13 protein-coding genes are annotated in these 17,976 nt (G+C 70.1%); 9 read left to right on the top strand and 4 right to left on the bottom strand.

The window, feature by feature from the left end:
* Window positions 1-87: 87 nt before the first annotated feature.
* Window positions 88-2,382, bottom strand: a complete 2,295-nt coding sequence (locus tag ACX9I7_RS30130; protein WP_459389122.1) for an asparagine synthase-related protein — start codon at window positions 2,380-2,382, stop codon at window positions 88-90.
* Window positions 2,383-3,082: 700 nt separating this feature from the next.
* On the opposite strand from ACX9I7_RS30130, the gene ACX9I7_RS30125 reads away from it, so the two are divergent.
* Entirely contained in the window at window positions 3,083-4,543 is a 1,461-nt protein-coding gene (locus ACX9I7_RS30125; RefSeq protein ID WP_189457341.1) for an MFS transporter, read from the top strand.
* Window positions 4,544-4,627: 84 nt separating this feature from the next.
* On the top strand, window positions 4,628-5,908 hold the full coding sequence (gene lhgO, locus ACX9I7_RS30120) for an L-2-hydroxyglutarate oxidase (protein WP_387577658.1): 1,281 nt from the start codon (window positions 4,628-4,630) through the stop codon (window positions 5,906-5,908).
* A 229-nt stretch (window positions 5,909-6,137) separates the two neighbouring features.
* On the opposite strand, the gene ACX9I7_RS30115 is transcribed toward lhgO, so the two are convergent.
* Window positions 6,138-7,157, bottom strand: a complete 1,020-nt coding sequence (locus ACX9I7_RS30115) for a glycoside hydrolase family 16 protein (RefSeq protein WP_459389121.1) — start codon at window positions 7,155-7,157, stop codon at window positions 6,138-6,140.
* Window positions 7,158-7,370: 213 nt separating this feature from the next.
* Between ACX9I7_RS30115 and trmB the strand changes: the two genes are divergently transcribed.
* A complete protein-coding gene (trmB, locus tag ACX9I7_RS30110; protein WP_387577662.1) occupies window positions 7,371-8,228 on the top strand; it encodes a tRNA (guanosine(46)-N7)-methyltransferase TrmB in 858 nt (285 codons plus the stop codon).
* A gap of 82 nt (window positions 8,229-8,310) precedes the next feature.
* Complete coding sequence (locus ACX9I7_RS30105; RefSeq protein ID WP_459389120.1) at window positions 8,311-9,720, top strand: PrsW family intramembrane metalloprotease; 1,410 nt, start codon at window positions 8,311-8,313, stop codon at window positions 9,718-9,720.
* Between the two features lie 124 nt (window positions 9,721-9,844).
* Here the strand turns inward: ACX9I7_RS30105 and ACX9I7_RS30100 are convergent, their stop codons facing one another.
* On the bottom strand, window positions 9,845-10,924 hold the full coding sequence (locus tag ACX9I7_RS30100) for an MrcB family domain-containing protein (protein ID WP_459389119.1): 1,080 nt from the start codon (window positions 10,922-10,924) through the stop codon (window positions 9,845-9,847).
* 159 nt (window positions 10,925-11,083) lie between these two features.
* On the opposite strand from ACX9I7_RS30100, the gene ACX9I7_RS30095 reads away from it, so the two are divergent.
* Window positions 11,084-14,224: a DUF3427 domain-containing protein gene (locus tag ACX9I7_RS30095; RefSeq protein WP_459389118.1), complete on the top strand. Its 3,141-nt coding sequence runs from the start codon at window positions 11,084-11,086 to the stop codon at window positions 14,222-14,224.
* Window position 14,225: 1 nt separating this feature from the next.
* Here the strand turns inward: ACX9I7_RS30095 and ACX9I7_RS30090 are convergent, their stop codons facing one another.
* Window positions 14,226-14,879, bottom strand: coding sequence for an ATP-binding protein (locus tag ACX9I7_RS30090; RefSeq protein WP_459389117.1), 654 nt, complete (start codon window positions 14,877-14,879; stop codon window positions 14,226-14,228).
* Window positions 14,880-15,049: 170 nt separating this feature from the next.
* Here ACX9I7_RS30090 and ACX9I7_RS30085 point away from each other — a divergent pair, with 170 nt between their 5' ends.
* The 4 genes from ACX9I7_RS30085 to ACX9I7_RS30070 all read left to right on the top strand — a co-directional run.
* Window positions 15,050-15,898 carry a helix-turn-helix domain-containing protein gene (locus tag ACX9I7_RS30085; RefSeq protein ID WP_459389116.1) on the top strand — a complete coding sequence of 283 codons (849 nt, stop codon included), beginning with the start codon at window positions 15,050-15,052 and terminating at the stop codon, window positions 15,896-15,898.
* On the top strand, window positions 15,895-16,110 hold the full coding sequence (locus ACX9I7_RS30080; RefSeq protein WP_459389115.1) for a DUF397 domain-containing protein: 216 nt from the start codon (window positions 15,895-15,897) through the stop codon (window positions 16,108-16,110). Before ACX9I7_RS30085 ends, ACX9I7_RS30080 begins: the two co-directional genes overlap by 4 nt.
* 339 nt (window positions 16,111-16,449) lie before the next feature.
* Complete coding sequence (locus ACX9I7_RS30075) at window positions 16,450-17,262, top strand: hypothetical protein (protein ID WP_387577694.1); 813 nt, start codon at window positions 16,450-16,452, stop codon at window positions 17,260-17,262.
* A gap of 137 nt (window positions 17,263-17,399) precedes the next feature.
* The coding region (locus tag ACX9I7_RS30070) for a helix-turn-helix domain-containing protein (protein WP_459389114.1) at window positions 17,400-17,976 on the top strand (577 nt) is incomplete at its 3' end.

The following is a 17,976-nucleotide window of genomic DNA, read 5'->3' as shown; positions in this document are numbered from 1 at the left end:
GTCAGGTCCTCCGCGGACGGGGCTTGTCCTCTCCGGAGAGGACAAGCCCCGTCCGGACGGGCTCCGGCCTCTCCGGCCGTCCCGTCCTCACAAGCTGGGCCGGGGCGGCACGCCACCCGCCACCGCGCGGCGGCTCGGGGCCGCCGGGCCCGTCCAGCAGGTGCCGCGCCGGGCGAGGAGACGGCGTAACCAGACCTCCGCCGAGACGAGTTCGGCGAGCCCGTCCAGAGCGAGCGGCGCGCCGTTCGCCGCCGCGCGCAGGGCTCCCCGTACGACGCCGGCGTCGACGAGGCCCGCGTCGGCGAGGAGCGGGGTGGCGAAGAGGTCCTGGAGCGGGCCCAGGGAGGCCCCGATGCCGGCGCGTCCGGCCGCCGCGTGCGCGGCGTGGGAAGGGGCGCCCCAGCCGGGCGGCAGTTCGCGGATGCCCGCGCCGGCCAGGACGGAGCGCAGCACGGAGGCGCGCGCCCCCGGCTGCACCCGGAGCGCCTCGGGGAGCGCGCGGCAGGCCCGTACGACCTGGTTGTCGAGGAAGGGGGCGTGGAGGCGCTGGCCGCGCACCTCCGCCGCCTGCTCCAGGACGCGGTGGTCGGCGGCGTGCCGGCTGAGCGCGGCGGCGGCGCGGCGTTCGCCGGGGCGCTGCGCCAGCCCGTTGGCGCGGACCGCCGCGCTCTGGAGACGAACCGATACTTCCGCGAGCGCCTCGCCGGTCAGCCACCGGGCGGCGGGCCCGGGCCGGCACCAGGTGAGGGCGGCCAGTGAGGCGTCCACGGGGCCGCCCGTCGCGGGGGCGCCCGGGATGGGGCCGTACGCCCCTGGGGTCAGCAATTGCGCCGCCGCTGCCTCAAGGCCCTCGCGGTAGGGCGTGCGGGCGAGCCGCCGCGCCGCCCGGTAGACGGTGAAGGGGACGAACAGCGAGTGCGCCGAGGGGCCGTCGGCGCGGGCCAGCGCCGAGACGGGCTTCAGGAGGTGGCGTCTTCTGCGGTCCATCAACAGGTCGGCCAGCCGGGCCGGGTGGGCGTCGAGGACCTGCCGCGCGCCGTGCCCGACGAGGTGGTCGGCACCGCCCGCGGCCAGTCTCCTGCGGTGCCGGGCGGCGGAGGCGATCGCGGGTCCGGGTTCGTCGGTCAGCGGGCCGTCGTACAGCTCGGCGTACGGCAGCGCTTCCGTTCCGGCGGCGACGATGACGTGGCGGAGCCGGGGGTTGGCGGCGATGGCGCGGGCTCGTTCGAGTTCGGATTCGCGGGTGCGGCCGCCGTCCGAGGCGAGGTCGTTGAAGGTGACGGCGAGCAGTCGCTCGCCCGTTCCGTTGCCGAAGCCGAGGGGGGTGCCGGGCAGGCCCGGCAGCCCGGCCGCCAGCAGCGCCAGGGTGCCGGAGGCGCTGCCTCCGGAGAGGTCGGCGCCGACGCCGGGGGCCGGTCCACGACGGTAGGCGGTGCGCCGGTGGGCGGGGCCCGCGCCGGTCGCGGTCCCCATGCCGGGGGCGGTCCCCATGCCGGGGGCGCGCCCGTGGCCGTACGCGCCGCTGTCCGGCACGTGTCCGCCGCCCGGTACGTGTGCGCCGCCGCTTGGCACATGTCCGTCACCCGACAGGTGTCCGTCACCCGGCACGTATGCGCCGCCGCCCGGTACGTGCCCGTCGCCGTACTCCACGGCGTGGCGCGGGGCGGCGAGCCGGGTCCGTACCGCTTCGACGATCGCCTCGCGGACGCCCTCGACGGCCTGGCGGGCGTCGAGTTGGGGCGCGGCGACGGCGAGCGAGGAGGTGGGTTCGTACCCGGTGACGTCCCGCGCGCCGTCGCGCAGCACCAGCGCGTGGCCGGGCGGGACGCGCCGGACGCCGGTGTAGGGCGTGCCGTCGGCGAGGGCTTCCGGGGAGTCGGGGCAGGCGAGGAGCGCGGCGAGGTAGCCGATGTCGAGCTCGGCCTCGACGAGGTCGGCGAGCGGGAGGGCCGCGGTGGCGTACGCGGTGCCGCCGGACCAGGCGGCGTGGAAGACGGGCCGGGCGCCGGCGAGGTCCCCGGCGACGGTGAGGCGGCGGCCGACGCGGGCGACGGCGGTGTAGCTGCCCGGCCAGGCGGTCAGGTGGCGGAGCGCGCCGCCGCGCGCGGCGAGGAGGCCGGAGCGCAGGGCGTCGTCGCTCGCGCCGCAGCGGCCGAGGACGGCGAGGCGGGTGTCGGCGTCGGCGTGGACGACGCGGACCTCGTCGGGGCGCCAGTCGCCGACGGCCCACAGGGGTGCCGGTTCGCCCCACAGGAGGCGGGCGCCCACGGGTTCGACCGGGGGGCCGGGCGACTCGGGCCGGTCGGACCGGTCGGGTGCGTCGGCCCGGGCCTCCGTGCCGCTTCCGGCGGCGCCGCGGCTCCACCCCACCAACCAGCGCATCGCCGCCTCCACAGGCTGTGGACAACCAACAGGTCGCACACCGAGTAGCAGTCATCGAATAGCAGTCATCATGCACAGCGGGCGACGGTTGCGACATCCGTGGGGCGCCCGTTGGGCGACGCGTTCCGTGCGACGCCGGCTGCCAACTCACCTGACAACGGACGGAAATGGCGTTTCGTCACGGTTCGCCCGGCGGCTCGGCCAACGGTTCACCGGGGGCCCCGGCGGCGAACCCCTTGTCTTCGGCCGCATGGCGCACCCGGATCCGGCCAAATTCGGGGCGCGCCGGTTCGCGGTCCGCTCAGCGGGGACCGGAAAGGGGACGGACACGGCGCGAACGCGACGGGAAAAGGACCGGCCGCGTGCGCGCGTACGGTCCGGGAGGCGCGAGCCACCTCCCGGACCGTGCCGCCGCCCGCGGGGAATGAGGCGACGGCCTCCCCCAGCCCACTGGTTCCAGCGCAGCGGGCCAACCCACGCTCCTCCATGGAACAGCCACCCCCGCGGGCGCGGACAGAGCGCACGGCGGGCGCACGGCCACACACAACCGGAGCACGTGCCCCTCGATGCACGCACATACGGGCCAGAATCTCGCCATCCGGGACATCACCTCTTAACGGTCGGGATGCGGCGAACTACGCTGGGTTTACGAATGCCCCGAGCCTATGCCGGGGCGGGCGCCGTTCGTCGAGGGGTGCGCATGTCCAGGGAGCCACGCGGGCCGAATGAGAAGCTGGGCACTGTCCTCGCCCTCGCCGGCATCAGCAACGCCGGTCTCGCGCGCAGGGTCAACGACCTCGGCGCGCAAAGGGGTTTGACACTTCGCTATGACAAGACGTCCGTCGCCCGGTGGGTCTCCAAGGGCATGGTCCCGCAGGGCGCGGCGCCGCATCTGATCGCGGCGGCCATAGCGGCCAAGCTCGGCCGGCCGGTGCCGCTGCACGAGATCGGGCTCGCGGACGCCGATCCGGCGCCGGAGGTGGGGCTCTCCTTTCCGCGCGATGTCGGCCAGGCGGTGCGGTCGGCGACGGAGCTCTACCGGCTGGATGTCGCCGGTCGGCGCGGGGGCGGGGGGATATGGCAGAGCCTGGCCGGATCCTTCTCCGTCAGCGCGTATTCGACGCCGGCCTCGCGCTGGCTCATAACTCCCGCCGACAGTTCGGTGGCGCGCGAGCCGCAGCAGGCGGCCCGGGAGGCGGCCACGGCGGCGGCCTCGGGAGGCGGCGCGGACTGCGGTTTACCGCAGCGTGTCGGCCACAGCGATGTGACGAAGCTGCGGGAGGCCGCCGACGACGCCCGCCGCTGGGACTCCAAGTACGGTGGCGGCGACTGGCGTTCGTCGATGGTCCCCGAGTGCCTGCGCGTCGACGCGGCACCGCTGCTGCTGGGTTCGTACAGCGACGAGGTGGGGCGCGCGCTCTTCGGCGCGACGGCCGAACTGACCAGACTGGCGGGCTGGATGGCCTTCGACACGGGCCAGCAGGAGGCCGCCCAGCGCTACTACATCCAGGCGCTGCGGCTGGCCCGGGCGGCGGCGGACGTCCCGCTCGGCGGGTACGTCCTGGCGTCGATGAGCCTCCAGGCCACGTACCGGGGCTTCGCGGACGAGGGCGTGGACCTCGCCCAGGCCGCCCTGGAGCGCAACCGGGGCCTGGCCACCGCCCGCGCGATGAGCTTCTTCCGTCTCGTCGAGGCGCGCGCGCAGGCGAAGGCGGGGGACGGTCCCGCGTGCGGTACGGCGCTGAAGGCCGCCGAAGGCTGGCTGGAGCGGGCGCGTCCGGGCGACCCGGACCCGTCCTGGCTGGACTTCTACACCCAGGAGCGGTTCGCCGCCGACGCCGCCGAGTGCTATCGCGACCTGCGGGTGCCGCGGCAGGTACAGCGCTTCACGGAGCAGGCGCTGGCCCGGCCGACGGAGGAGTTCGTACGCTCGCACGGCCTGCGCCTGGTGGTCTCGGCGGTCGCCGAGCTGGAGTCGGGCAATCTGGACGCGGCGTGCGCGGCGGGTGCGCGGGCACTGGAGGTCGCGGGCCGGATCTCCTCGGCCCGTACGACGGAGTACGTACGCGATCTGCTCCATCGCCTGGAGCCGTACGGGAACGAGCCCAGGGTGGTGGAGCTGAGGGAGCGGGCGAGGCCGTTGCTCGTGGCGCACGGGTGAGGTGACAGCCCCTCCCGTGCGGGCGAAAGCGCACGTGGGGCCATGTGGCGACCCATTGTCAGTAGCACCCGTCATCATGGTGACGTGGGTGGCGAAGCACTGAAGGTGCGCGGTGACGGCGGTTACGACAGTGACGTGCTGATCGTCGGGGGCGGGATCGTGGGGCTCTCGACGGCGTACGCGATCACACGCGCCGCCCCCGGCACCCGCGTCGTCGTGCTGGAGAAGGAGAACGCCCCCGCCCTCCACCAGACCGGGCGGAACAGCGGGGTGATCCACAGCGGGATCTACTACCGCCCCGGTTCGTACAAGGCCCGCTTCGCCGTACGAGGGGCGGCGGAGATGGTGCGGTTCTGCGCCGAGCAGGGCCTGCCCCACAAGGTGACGGGCAAGCTGATCGTGGCGACGGACCGCTCCGAGCTGCCCCGGCTGCACGCCCTGGTCCAGCGCGGCCGGGAGAACGGCATTCCCGTGCGGGAGCTGGGCCCCGCGCAGATAGCGGAGTACGAGCCGGCGGTGCGCGGCATCGCCGCGATCCACGTCGGTACGACCGGAGTGTGCGACTTCGGCGCGGTCGCCCGCCGCCTGGCCCGGCTGGCGGAGGAGGCCGGTGCCTCCGTGCGCTACGGGGCGGAGGTGAGGGTCGTCGGACGGCGCGGCTCGGCCGTCGCGGTGCGCACGGCGCGCGGCGAGGTGCTGCGCGCCCGGGCGCTGGTCAACTGCGCCGGGCTGTACAGCGACCGGGTGGCCCGGCTGGCGGGCGACGACCCGGGCATGCGGATCGTCCCGTTCCGGGGGGAGTACTTCGAGCTGCGCCCGGAGCGCGAGGACCTGGTGCGCGGCCTGGTCTATCCGGTGCCGGACCCGGCGTTCCCCTTCCTCGGCGTCCACCTCACCCGGGGCATCGACGGCCGGGTCCACCTGGGGCCGAACGCGGTGCCCGCGACGGCCCGCGAGGGCTACAGCCGGTGGACGGTACGACCGGGCGAGCTCGCCGGGACGGTGGGCTACCCGGGCACGTGGCGGATAGCCCGGCGCCACTGGCGGTACGGCGCGGGCGAGATACGGCGCTCCCTGTCCCGGCACGCCTTCGCGGAGGCGGTACGGCGACTGCTGCCGGGCATCACCGTCGAGGACCTCATACCGGCGGCCCCCGGCGTACGGGCGCAGGCGGTACTGCGGGACGGGACGCTGGTGGACGACTTCCTCTTCGCGGAGTCGCCCCGCATGGTGCACGTCCTGAACGCACCCTCACCGGCGGCGACGGCGTCCCTGCCGATCGGCCGGGAGGTGGCGCGACGGGTGCTGGGCCACCTGGGCGAGGAGTCCGAGAGCAGAGCCCAATCCAGCCCGTCCGGCGTTTGAGGACACGGGGGACCGGGGGCCCGGGGGAGCCAAATCCAGCCCGTCCGGCGCTTGAGGACACGAGGGACCGGGGGCGGAGCCCTCGGGAAACGGTGAAAGGGCGGGGCTGGGGCGCTCTTCCCCGCCACGACGGCGCCCGGCCACGACGCGCCGGAGCCCGGCGGCGCCGAACCGACGGCACCGGCACCGGCACCGGCACCGGCACCGGCACCCGCAAAGCAACCACCGCTCAGCGGCCGACGCGCCCGTAAACCCGCACGTAGTCGACCAGCATCCGCGCCGGGAAGGGCGTCGACCGATCGGGCGGCCCGGGCCAGTCGCCACCCACGGCGAGATTGAGCAGCAGGTAGTGCGGGTGGTCGAAGACCCACTTCTGCCCGTGCTTGAGCTGCCCGGCGCAAGCGGTCCCGTACGGCTTGCCGTCGAGATACCAGGTGAGCTTCCCGGGCGCCCAGTCGACGCGGTACGTGTGGAAGCCGTCGGCGAGGCTGCGCCCCCGGGCCAGGGTGGTGTGGTTCTCGATGCCCTGGGCCACGTACCCGGGCCCGTGGATGGTGCCGTGGACGGTGTTGGGCTGCCGGCCGAGGGCCTCCATGACGTCGATCTCGCCGTTGCCGGGCCAGGTGACCTTGTCGACGTTGGCGCCGAGCATCCAGAAGGCGGGCCAGAGCCCCTGCCCCTTGGGGATCTTGATGCGGGCCTCGAAGCGCCCGTAGGCGCGGGCGAACTTGCCCTTGGTCGTCAGCCGCGCCGAGGTGATGTCGCAGGGCCCGAAGCCGCACTTCTTCCCGCGCACCTCGTGCACCCGTTCGTGGCGGGCGGTGACGGCGAGGTTGCCGTGGCCGTCGAGGGAGACGTTGCCGGGCCGGTCCGTGTAGTACTGCCACTCGTGGTTGCCCCACTGGGGCTCACCGCCCCGGTCGAAGGACCATTTGGCCTGGTCGGGGCGGTGGCGGGCGGGGCCGCGGAACTCGTCGGACCAGACGAGACGCCACTCGGACCCACGCGAGCCGTCGCCCTTGAGACCACCGGCCTTGGGACTGTCGGCCTTGGGATGGGCGGCCTTGTGATCGACGGCCGCGGGGCGGGCGTGCGCGGCGGCGACGACGTGGCGGAGGCCGGCGATGCGGTCACGGGCCGCGTCACGGGCTACGTCACAGCCGCCGATCAGCACCGCGGCGGCGGCCAGCATCGCCACCGCTCCGGGAAACCGGCGGGTGAGGGGGCGCAGTCGCGGTCGCAGTCGCATGAGTGGTCTCCGTCTCACGCATCGTGGCGGCATCGTGGCGGGCCGGGCGAGGAAGATCGTATGAGTGGGACGTGCCGCTGCCGGGCCACCACGCGCGCCAGGGGCCACGGCCCACCGGATCGGCGGAAAGAAGTCCGCCCGCTTGACGATCAACGGCCCCCGGGGCCTTGATCCGAACACCTTCGCCGGCACCGCCCGTAGACTTGAGGAACTGTGCCCGAGAACCACGCTCCCACCACCGAAGCCACCGCCCCCGAGGCCCTTGAGGCCCACGAGCCCCTTGAGGCCCGCGCGGCGGTACCGGCCCCTGCCGCTCCCGTACCCGCCCGCGCCCGCCGGGAGCCGATGTTCCCCGACGGCCCGGCGCCGGACCCCGCGGGCTCGCACCACGAGCGCCGCATCCGGTCCTTCCAGCCGCGCCGCAGCCGGGTCACGACCGGACAGGGCGAAGCGCTGCGCCGCCTGTGGCCGAAGTGGGGCCTCGACATCGACGGCCTGAGCAAGCTGGATCTCGGCGAGCTGTTCGGCGACCCGGAGCTGCCGGTCGTCCTGGAGATCGGCTTCGGCATGGGCGAGGCCACGGCCAAGATGGCGGCGGCCGACCCCGGCACCGGCATCCTCGCCTGCGACGTCCACACCCCGGGCCAGGGCAATCTGCTGAACCTGGCCGAGCAGAACGGCCTGGACAACGTCCGGGTGGCCAACGGCGACGCGATCATCCTGCTCCGCGAGATGCTCGTCCCGGACGCCCTCGCCGGCCTCCGCGTCTACTTCCCGGACCCGTGGCCCAAGAAGCGTCACCACAAGCGCCGGCTGATCCAGCCGGAGTTCCTGGCGCTCGCCGCGACGCGCATCGCGCCGGGCGGCCTGCTGCACTGCGCGACGGACTGGGAGCCGTACGCGGAGCAGATGCTGGAGGTTCTCACGGCCAGCCCGGACTTCGAGAACACCCAGCCCGACGGTGGCTACGCCCCGCGCCCGGAGTTCCGCCCGCTGACCCGCTTCGAGGGCCAGGGCCTGGACAAGGGCCACGTGGTCCACGACCTGCTGTTCCGCCGCCGCGCGGCGTAACGCGCGGCACGTTCCGAGGGGCGGGTTCCAAGGGGCGGGAAAACCGTCACTGTGCTCTCCGCCCCTTGGTTAGGGTCAGGACGTGCATGAGCCACCACCTCACCCTCAGCAGCAGCCGTACGCGCTACCCGTCCCCCCGGCCGCCGGGCACTACGCGCCCCGCCGGGCGCTGTGGGACACCCTCTGGGACAACAAGGCCGTGCGGATCGGAGCGGTGTTCCTGCTGCTCGCGCTCTGTGGCCTGATCATCCTGGCGCTGGTGCGCGAGCAGACGGGCACCAAGGGCTTCCTGGTGGGGCTGGGCCTGGCGGTGCTGCCGGTGCCGCTGCTCATAGCCGCGTTCCGCTGGATGGACCGCGTCGAGCCGAAGCCGTGGAAGAGCCTGATATTCGCCTTCGCGTGGGGCGCGTGCGCGGCGACGCTGGTGGCCATCCTGGCGAACGGCTACGCCACCAAGTGGCTGCTGACGACGGTCGCGGGCGCGCAGCGCGAGGACGCGGCGGGCTGGGGCGCGACGTTCGTGGCGCCGGTGGTGGAGGAAAGCGCCAAGGCAGCGGCGATCCTCCTCCTCTACCTCTTCAGGAGGCGGGACTTCAACGGCATAGTCGACGGCGTCGTGGTCGCCGGGATCACCGCCACGGGCTTCGCCTTCACCGAGAACATCCTCTACCTCGGCAATGCCTTCGCCAACGACCAGAGCTTCGGCTACGAGGGCCTGCGCTCGACGACCGCCGCCACGTTCTTCGTCCGGGTGCTGATGTCGCCGTTCGCGCACCCGCTCTTCACGTCGATGACGGGCCTGGGCTTCGGCCTGGCGGCCACGCTGCCGCAGCGCCGCCGCGTCCTCCGCTGGCTGGTCCCCATAGGCGCTCTCCTGACGGCGATGCTCCTGCACGGCCTGTGGAACGGCTCGGCGACGTTGCCGGGCGCGGGCTTCCTGGCCGTCTACGCCCTGTTCATGGTGCCGGTCTTCGCCCTGCTGACGTGGCTGACCATCTGGTCCCGCCAGAACGAGCTCCGCACGATCCAGACCCACCTCCCCGCCTACCAGTCCGCCGGCTGGCTCACCCCACCCGAACCCCACGCCCTCTCCTCGATGCGCGCACGAGGCATAGCCCGAGACCTGGCCCGCCGCCACGGCGGCCCAACGGCGGCCCGCATCGTCGCGGAGTACATCTCCTACGCCACATCCCTGGCCTTCCTCCGCCACCGAGCCCTCCGAGGCACCCCGGACCCCGCCTTCGCCGCCCGGGAGGCGGAACTGCTCCACCACTTGTGGCAACGCCGGGAGGTAGCCCAGCCGGCGTTGGCGGGCGCGGTAGCGAGTGTGACGCCCGCGCAGCCATTCACGCCTGGGTCGCTCTACGGCCCCCCGGCACCGGGCTGGGCCCCACCGGTACCGGGCATCCCGGCCCAGGGCTGGGGCACGCCTACGCCCCCGGGGCCGACCCCGAGCCCGGCGTGGGGCCAGACCCCGGGGCAGCACCGCTAAGGCGGCGCGGGGGCGGGCACGCGGCCCGCCCTCCCGCGCGACAGCGCAGACCTCAAACGCCGGGTCCCAGACCATGAGGGCCAGCGCTGCCACGAAGCATCCATACCTCGCAGGATCGTTTCTCTCAGTCGACCAACCCCCAGCCAGCAGCCAGCGGCGAGCCCGTCCAGCCTTCCGGAGTCCTCCAGACCGAGGCGATCTTCAGCTCTTCCAAATAGGACATGTATCCCTTGATGTCCTCGCTGAACAGCGCAAGGAGGTGCGGCTTCGGCGCCTGCTCGTACCAGAAGTGGCTGTACTCAAAGAGCTGACCCACCGCCTCGCGCACGGCCGTGGTCGGGTTATGCCGCTTGATGGTCTTGGCCTCTACCAGCCACTCGACGCCATCCCGGCGGAGGATCAGGTCCTTGGGGTGCTGATCCTTCGTGATCGGCACAAACCCACGCCCTTCGACGTAGTGCCCGAACTGCTCGATCAGCGCCTCATGGCTACGCGACTTCACGATCGTCTTCTCGGCGATGTGGGTGACGTAGTCGCTACTGCCCTTGGGCTGGAAGCCCTCAAGCCCCTTGTATTCGACGTGCTTCGTCGGCACGTAACCCACCGCAAGCCCCTCAGACTCCTGCTTAGGCAAGAGCTTGATGTCAGTTGCGGCCCGCAGGATCTCTACGGCGTGCCATAGGTCTTCACGCAAGACATGCTCGCTCGGCAGGGAGCCGATCTCATAGCGTCGTGCGACGACGCTGCCTGCCTCATAGGCTCGCGGTCGGTCCGCCTTACTGTTGAACACCGGGCTACTTACCCAATCAGTTACGAGTTCAGGCGGGAGCCCACCCAACAGCGCCTTCCCTCGGGCGCCGAGGTAGTCGCGAAGCTTCTCCCCCTCGCCGTACTTGCCTGTGAGTCGCGTTACGCCCTGCTGAAGCGTGAGCGTCACAGACTTGAGATCAGCAGCGAAGATGTAGGCCAGGTAGAGGCCTTCTTTAGGGTCATCGGTGATGTCTGGATCAAACACACCAATCCATGGCGTGAGCGCGGCGCTGCCCTTCCCTCCGTACCCCTGCGCCTTGCAGCTGCCCGGGACGGCTTGCTCAATCAGCGAAGGCACCTGGCGCAGGAGATCCTGGGCATAGACCCCTCCCCCAGTCCCAAGTTGCTGGTCGTAGGTTCCGGCTATCTCTTCGAGCAGATCACAGATATCCATGACCGGACACTAACTAGAGGCGATCAATTCTTGTCACCCATAGGCAACTTTCAGACATGCCTAGACATGGAGGCCCATGCCGCGAGCTGCCGCCTCGGCCCGCTGTCACACCCCGCTGGTAGAACATCCCCATCAGTTGGGGAGACGAGGGGGCCATCAATGAGCGAGCGCTTCAGCAGCCAAGCAACGCCGGTACCAGGCTTGTACGAGGAACTGATCACCTCGCGCCTCGAAGGGCATCTACAGGAGCTCGAAGCAAACGGCTGGAAGTCCACAGCCCAGCCGGTTGGTGAGCACTCTTCTCCCCACGTCTTGGCCCGCCACATCGCCCAGACCGTCCACCGCATCCTTGCTTCGCTGCCCGCGTCCGAGCAGGTCTTGGCTGCCAACCACATCCTCGAGTCCATGAGCAGCCTCGATGGAGCCAAGCAGTGGATCGAGGTTGTGGCGGACGGGCCACGTCAGCTGCTTGCCATCGCTGAGCAGGAAGCACCCGGCGCCTACAGCATCCGTCCTGCCACGCCCCTGTCAGACACGGCGCTGCTCACCAACTCGCCCGAAGACCCCAACCTCGGCTACGAGCTGCGAGCCGAGCTCGCCACTGCAGACCGCATTGACCTGCTCTGCGCGTTCGTGAAGTGGCATGGTCTGCGCGTGCTCGAGGACTCCCTCAAGGAAGCGGCTGCCCGTGATGTGCCCATCCGCGTCATCACCACCACTTACATCGGGGCCACCGAGCGAAAAGCGCTAGACCGACTGGTCAAGGACTTCAACGCAGAGGTCAAGGTCAACTACGAGCTGCGGTCCACTCGTTTGCATGCAAAGGCCTGGCTCATCCGCCGCCACAGCGGCTACGACACCGCATACGTGGGCAGTTCCAATCTCTCGCGGGCGGCGCTCCTCGACGGCCTGGAGTGGAACGTTCGCCTGTCGTCTGTAGCGACTCCTGCGGTTCTCAAGAAGTTCGAGGCCACCTTCGATGCGTACTGGAGCGACGCAGCGTTCGAGTCGTACAACCCCGAGAAAGACGGCGACCGGCTTGACGAAGCGCTCCTGCAAGCGGGCGGTAAGGGCGGAGGTGGCAGGCCTACCATCAGCCTCTCGGGGCTTGAAGTGCGCCCGTACCCCCACCAGAAGGACATGCTGGAACGGCTCCAGGTTGAGCGCGATGTCCACGGCCGTCACCGCAACCTCCTCGTGGCAGCGACGGGTACTGGCAAGACCGTGATGGCAGCCCTCGACTACCGAGCGCTGCGGGCGAAGCTCCAAAACCGCGACCTCAAGCTTCTCTTCGTCGCCCACCGCAAAGAGATCCTTAAGCAGTCCATCCTCACGTACCAGCACGTGCTGAACGACGCGAACTTCGGTGAGCTGCTGGTCGGCGGCGAGGTCCCGGAGGGCTGGACGCATGTCTTCGCTAGCGTCCAGTCTCTAAACGCCCGCTCGCTCGAGCGCTTTGCCCCTGACCACTTCGACGTGATCGTCATCGATGAGTTCCATCACGGCGTCTCACCGACCTACCGGCGCATCATTGATCACTTCAAGCCGGCCGAACTCCTTGGTCTGACCGCCACACCTGAGCGCATGGATGGGCAGAACGTCCAGGACGAGTTCTTCGACGGTCGTATCGCCGCCGAGATGCGTCTGTGGGAAGCCCTGGAGAACGACCTCCTCAGCCCCTTCCACTACTTCGGGATCGCTGACAGCGTGGACCTGGAGGGCCTGACCTGGAAGCGTGGCGCCTACGACACCGGTGAGCTGGACAAGCTGTTCACTGGGAACCACGCCCGAGCCCGCCTGGTCGTCAAAGCCGTGCAGGACAAGGTGACCGATCCGGGCACAATGCGGGCTCTGGGCTTCTGCGTATCTGTCGCGCACGCCCGCTTCATGGCTGAGTTCTTTCAACAGGCCGGGCTCAACGCCATGGCCCTCGACGCTTCCACTCCAGCGACAGAGCGCGCACAAGCCCTTGCTGATCTACGTGAAGGAAAACTCCAGGTCCTCTTCTCTGTCGACCTGTTCAACGAGGGGCTGGACATCCCCGACGTGGACACCCTTCTTCTGCTCCGGCCTACCTCCAGCGCAACCGTCTTCCTTCAGCAACTCGGTCGCGGTCTTCGACGCACCCCTGAAAAGGCTGTGCTCACTGTCCTGGACTTCATCGGGCAGCATCGCAAGGAGTTCCGCTTCGAGGAACAGTTCCGAGCGCTCACTAACCTCACCCGCAAGCGCCTGGTCGATAACATGGAGCAGGACTTTCCGCTGCTCCCGTCCGGGTGCCAGATCGTGCTCGACAGAAAGTCCAAGAAGCGGATTCTTGAAAACATCAAGAACCAGATCGGGGTCAATGTCACACAGCTGACTCGCGAGGTCGCTGCCTACGCAGAACCGCGACTCTCTGACTATCTCCATGAGAGCCAGCGGGAGCTTAAGGAGCTCTACCGCGCCAATAACTCCTGGACACGCCTGCTGCGCCGGGCCCATCTTCTTCCCGAGGTTGGACCGGCTGGCGAAGAGGCCCTGCTCAAGCGCGTCTCTGCCTTCCTCCACGTCGATGACCCTGCCCGCGTGGCCGCCTACTGCCGCATGCTGGAGGACGACGCTCCTGCCTACGACACCCTCGACCAGGTGGGCCAGGCATACGCGCGGATGCTCTTCTTCTCCCTGTGGCCGCTTGGCGGAGGCTTCGCCTCATACGACGAGGGCTTCCATGCACTGGCTGAGCAGGTCGACTTCCGCAGCGAACTCCGACAGGTACTGAGCCACAACCTGGCACACACAGAGCACCTTCCCGTGCAGCTGGTGGGAGCGCATGCCAACATCCCACTCACGGTCCACGCCTCCTACAGCAGGGAGGAAATCCTGCCTGCGCTCGGTCAAGCGAGCGTGGACGGGTTCCTTCCCGGACACTTCCGTGAGGGCGTGAAGTGGTGTGAGAGCGCAAAGATTGATGCGCTCCTCATCACCCTCGAAAAGGACGAGAAGGACTTCTCCCCGGAGACCCGGTACAAGGACTACGCACGGAGTCCTGAGCTCTTCCACTGGGAATCTCAGAACCAGACCTCCAGCACCTCACCCACGGGCATGCGCTACCAGAGTCACAAGGAAAACGGATCGGACGTCTTCTTGTTCGTGCGCCGGTACAAGAAGAACGACATAGGTGGAGCTCAGCCGTGGATGCTCCTGGGACCGGCCGAGTACGTCTCACACGAGGGCAGTAACCCCATGGGCATCATCTGGAAGCTCAAGCACGAGATGCCGGCTGGTGTGTGGACGTACTCCGCCATTGCCGCCAGCTGAGCTACAAGGCGGCCCTCGTCACCGCTGCCTCAAAGCGCTTCTGTGCTCGGTCCAGGGCGGTGTCCGGGTCTGTGCCCTGGGCCTGGAGCCAGTGGAGGAGGTCGGCGATCAGGGCTGTTGCGGCCTCCTGCGCCACCTGGCGGACGGCGGGTGAGCTCGCCCTGCTCAGGGCTGGAAGCCGGCCGTACACGGTGAGCAGGGCCTCGGTGTGCAGCATGCGCTGGGAAGTGGGCTGGGGCTCCGGCGTCGGGAGTGCCGTGGCGAGCTCGCACCAGGTGGTCTTGCCGTGTTCGCTGGGGATCACGCCCCAGCGGTCGGCCGTGGCAGCGATGAGGCGTAGGCCGCGCCCGGCTTCATGCTCCGGGGTGGCCGTCCGCAGCGCCGGGAAGCGGCGCGGATCCGGGTCTCGGATGGCGAGGCGGAGACGTGGTCCGTCCAATGTGATGGAAATCCACGTCGGTGTCCTCGGGCCGACATGCGCGATGACGTTGGTGATCAGCTCTGTGACGCAGAGCTGGACCGGATCCGTGAGATGTCGTAGACCCCAGAGGCGCAAGGGGGCACTAACTGTACGGCGGAGGTAAGCGACTCTTTCGGGGACGGCGACGAAGGGGAACTCCCAGGTCTTCGCCGGCCTGCGGTGCTCGATGTCCATGTGCGTGCCCAGCCCTTCTGATCGCGGACTCCTCGCTGCGGTAGGCGTCGAGCAGGACAGCGAGCACATCTCGCCATGCAATGTGCAGCGAAGGATTCCCCCCATCGGGTGATTGGCCTGGTTGATGCCGTCCGCTGGACTGAACGCCGTTCGTGACTCGGGAGGTTGAAGTGGCTGGATCCCCCACAGCTCGTAGGCGACGGCTGGCGATCGAGCTCAAGAAGCTGCGCGAAGAGCACCAGCTCACCTGCAATGACGTGGGCAAGGCGCTGGACTGGAGCGGTTCGAAGGTCAACCGGCTCGAGACCGGTAGTGGGAGGGTGCAGCCCTCGGACATCGACGCGCTGTGTCGCCACTACGGGACGACGGACGAGCTGCGTGAGTTTCTGATGCGGTTGGCCAAGGAGTCCAAGGTCCGCGGTTGGTGGCACGCGCATGGCTCGGCCGTTCCGCCGTGGTTCTCGTCCTACATCGGCTTGGAACAGGAGGCTTCAAACCTGCGCCAATACCAGTGCGAGTTCGTGCCCGGACTCCTGCAGACCGCCGCATACGCTGCCGAGCTGCATCGCGCGTCCGGTCACCTGGAGGGTGAAGAGCTCGAGCGCCATGTGAACGTGCGCATGGCACGTCAGCAGATCCTGCACCGCGAGGCCCCGCCCGACCTGTGGGCGATCGTGCATGAGAGCGTGCTCCGCCATATCGTCGGCAGCAGGGAGCTGATGTACGGGCAGCTCGAATATATGCTTCTTACAAGCCAGTTGAAGAACGTGTCGCTGCAGGTCCTGCCCTTCGACGCCGGCACGTACCCCGCGACGGGAGCTTTCACGATTCTCGGCTTCCCCGAGCAGGCGGACCCTGATGTCGTCTACCGGGACGGTCTGACCGACGCCGTCTACCTGGAGGCTCCCGACGCCGTCAGCCAGTACGCGAAGGCGTTCGACAGCATGCGGGCCATCGCGTCGAGCCCGCCCCGGTCGGCCCAGCTGATCAAGCGCGTCCTGAAGGAGTACTCCCGATGAGTAGAGCGGCCCACGCCATACGCGCCCAGGCCGGCTGGTTCAAGAGCAGTTACAGCAACGGCACGGGTGGCGAGTGCCTGGAGGCCGCCTTCGCGGCCGATGGCACCGCCTCCATACGGGACTCCAAGGAGATCGGCGGGCCTGTGCTCGCCTTTTCGTGTGCGGCTTGGGGCGGGTTCGTCACAGGCATACGCGAGGGCAAGCTCCGCTGAGCGCCCGAAGCTCGGGGTCCGGGGTCCGGGGGCGGGGGGCTTCCAGGGGCGAGGGCTTGCAGGCGGTTTGGGTGGGCGGCCGGGGCCCGAGATTCGGGGGGCGGGATTCGAGCGCTTTCTTTGAGGAATGGGTGGTGGGTGTAACCCACCCACCCTCCCAAGTCGCGCCTAAGCACACATGGATGACTTTGTGCAACCGAGTCGCCACGCCTCGCTGTCGCCGTGTAGCGTGCGCCACAACAAGCAACCCCGGCCGGTGCGCCAACACCAAAGCCGGGGTCTGTCCACCTTGATCAAAGCGGTGATCTTGTGGCTTACGCCAACTCTACTCCCGTCCCCATGGCCGCGTCCGGCTTCGGTAAGCGTTCCGCGCCCGACCAAGCCCCTCGTACGCGGGATGATTTCGCGCATCTCCCTGCCCGTGAGGCGGCCATCGCCGCGCACATCGACCGGCTTCCCGACGGTGCCGCTGTCGACATCAAGACCCTGGCCAAGGAGATCCCCGCCTACGGGCAGCAGGCCGTGCAGACCGCCCTCAACAACCTCTCCGACGCCGGTCACCTGCGGCGCATCCGGGAGACCGGCAGTGAAGGGCGTACGCAGTGGGTGACCCGCTCGTACTTCTCGCGGACCGCGCGCGACGATGCCTGGTGGGAGGCGTTCCTCGGCGAGGGGGACGATGCCTCTGCTCCGGCCCCGGCCCCAGCCCCCGCTCGTTCCGTCGCCTACGAGGCTCTCGTCCGCCTCGGTCGTACCGAGCCGCGGCTCAGTCTTTCCGCCGCCGAGTGTTCCGCCCTCGAAGGGCTCGCCTACGAATGGCTCCGGCGCGGTGTCGCGCCGGATGATCTTGTGCGGACCCTCACCGCAGGGCTTCCGGGCGTCGTTCACCATCCCGGGGCCTTCACTCGTACGAGGCTCACCGAGAAGATGCCGCCCGAGGCGCCCAGCGCGCCCGAGCCGTCGGCGCCGTCCCGCCGTCGTGTCATGGAGTGCACCGGGTGCGGCGTGCCGGGGCGGTCCGAGGCGCTGCCCGGTGGTCTGTGTCGTGGCTGTCGTGGCGAGAGCCGGCGCCCGGGCGATTCCGGTCCGGCGGGCGTCGATGTGCGCGCGTATGTGTCGGAGTTGCGGGCCATGGCTCGTGCGAGTCGGTAGGAGTTGAGCCGCCGCGTAGCCTTTTTCGCGTGTCCCCTACGTACGCAGAGCGCGCCTCCCGGTTGTCGGGCGCCGTTGTGTGGACGCAGGGCGCGGAGGGCGGCGACGACGCTGTCACCGTGTTGCCCGATGGGTGTATGGATCTGCTGTGGACCGAGGGCAGGCTGCTCGTCGCCGGGCCCGATACCCGGGCGTACCGGAGCGCTCAAGGGCCTTGGGTGGGCGTCCGGTTCTTTCCCGGGACCGCTCCCGGGCTGCTGGGTGTGCCCGCGTATGAGCTGCGCGACCGGCGGGTGGAGCTCGGCGATCTCTGGTCCGGCGCTGAAGTGCGCCGGTTGATCGAACGTCTCGACGCGGCGGTCGATCCTGCCGCCGCGCTCGAGGATCTGGTGCTGCGTCTCGCTGCCGACGCGCCGCCCTCTGATCCGGTCCTGCGGGCGGTCGTGGCATCGCTGGCCGCCGGCCGGTCCGTCTCCGCTACCGCCGAGTTCGTGGGGCTCAGTGCGCGGCAGCTCCATCGCCGCGCCCTGGGCGCTTTCGGCTACGGGCCCAAGACCCTCGCCCGGATCCTCCGGCTGCAGCGTGCCCTTGCCCTGGCCCGCACCGGCGTTTCTTTTGCGGAGACGGCCGTCCTGGTCGGCTTTGCGGACCAGGCTCATCTGGCTCGTGATGTTCGCGCGCTGACCGGACAGTCGCTGAGCAGGCTGGTGCGGT

The organism is Streptomyces sp. L500 (genome assembly GCF_054551825.1).
The sequence above is the reverse complement of the archived record's forward strand: the minus strand, read 5'-3'. Positions and strand labels throughout refer to the sequence as shown.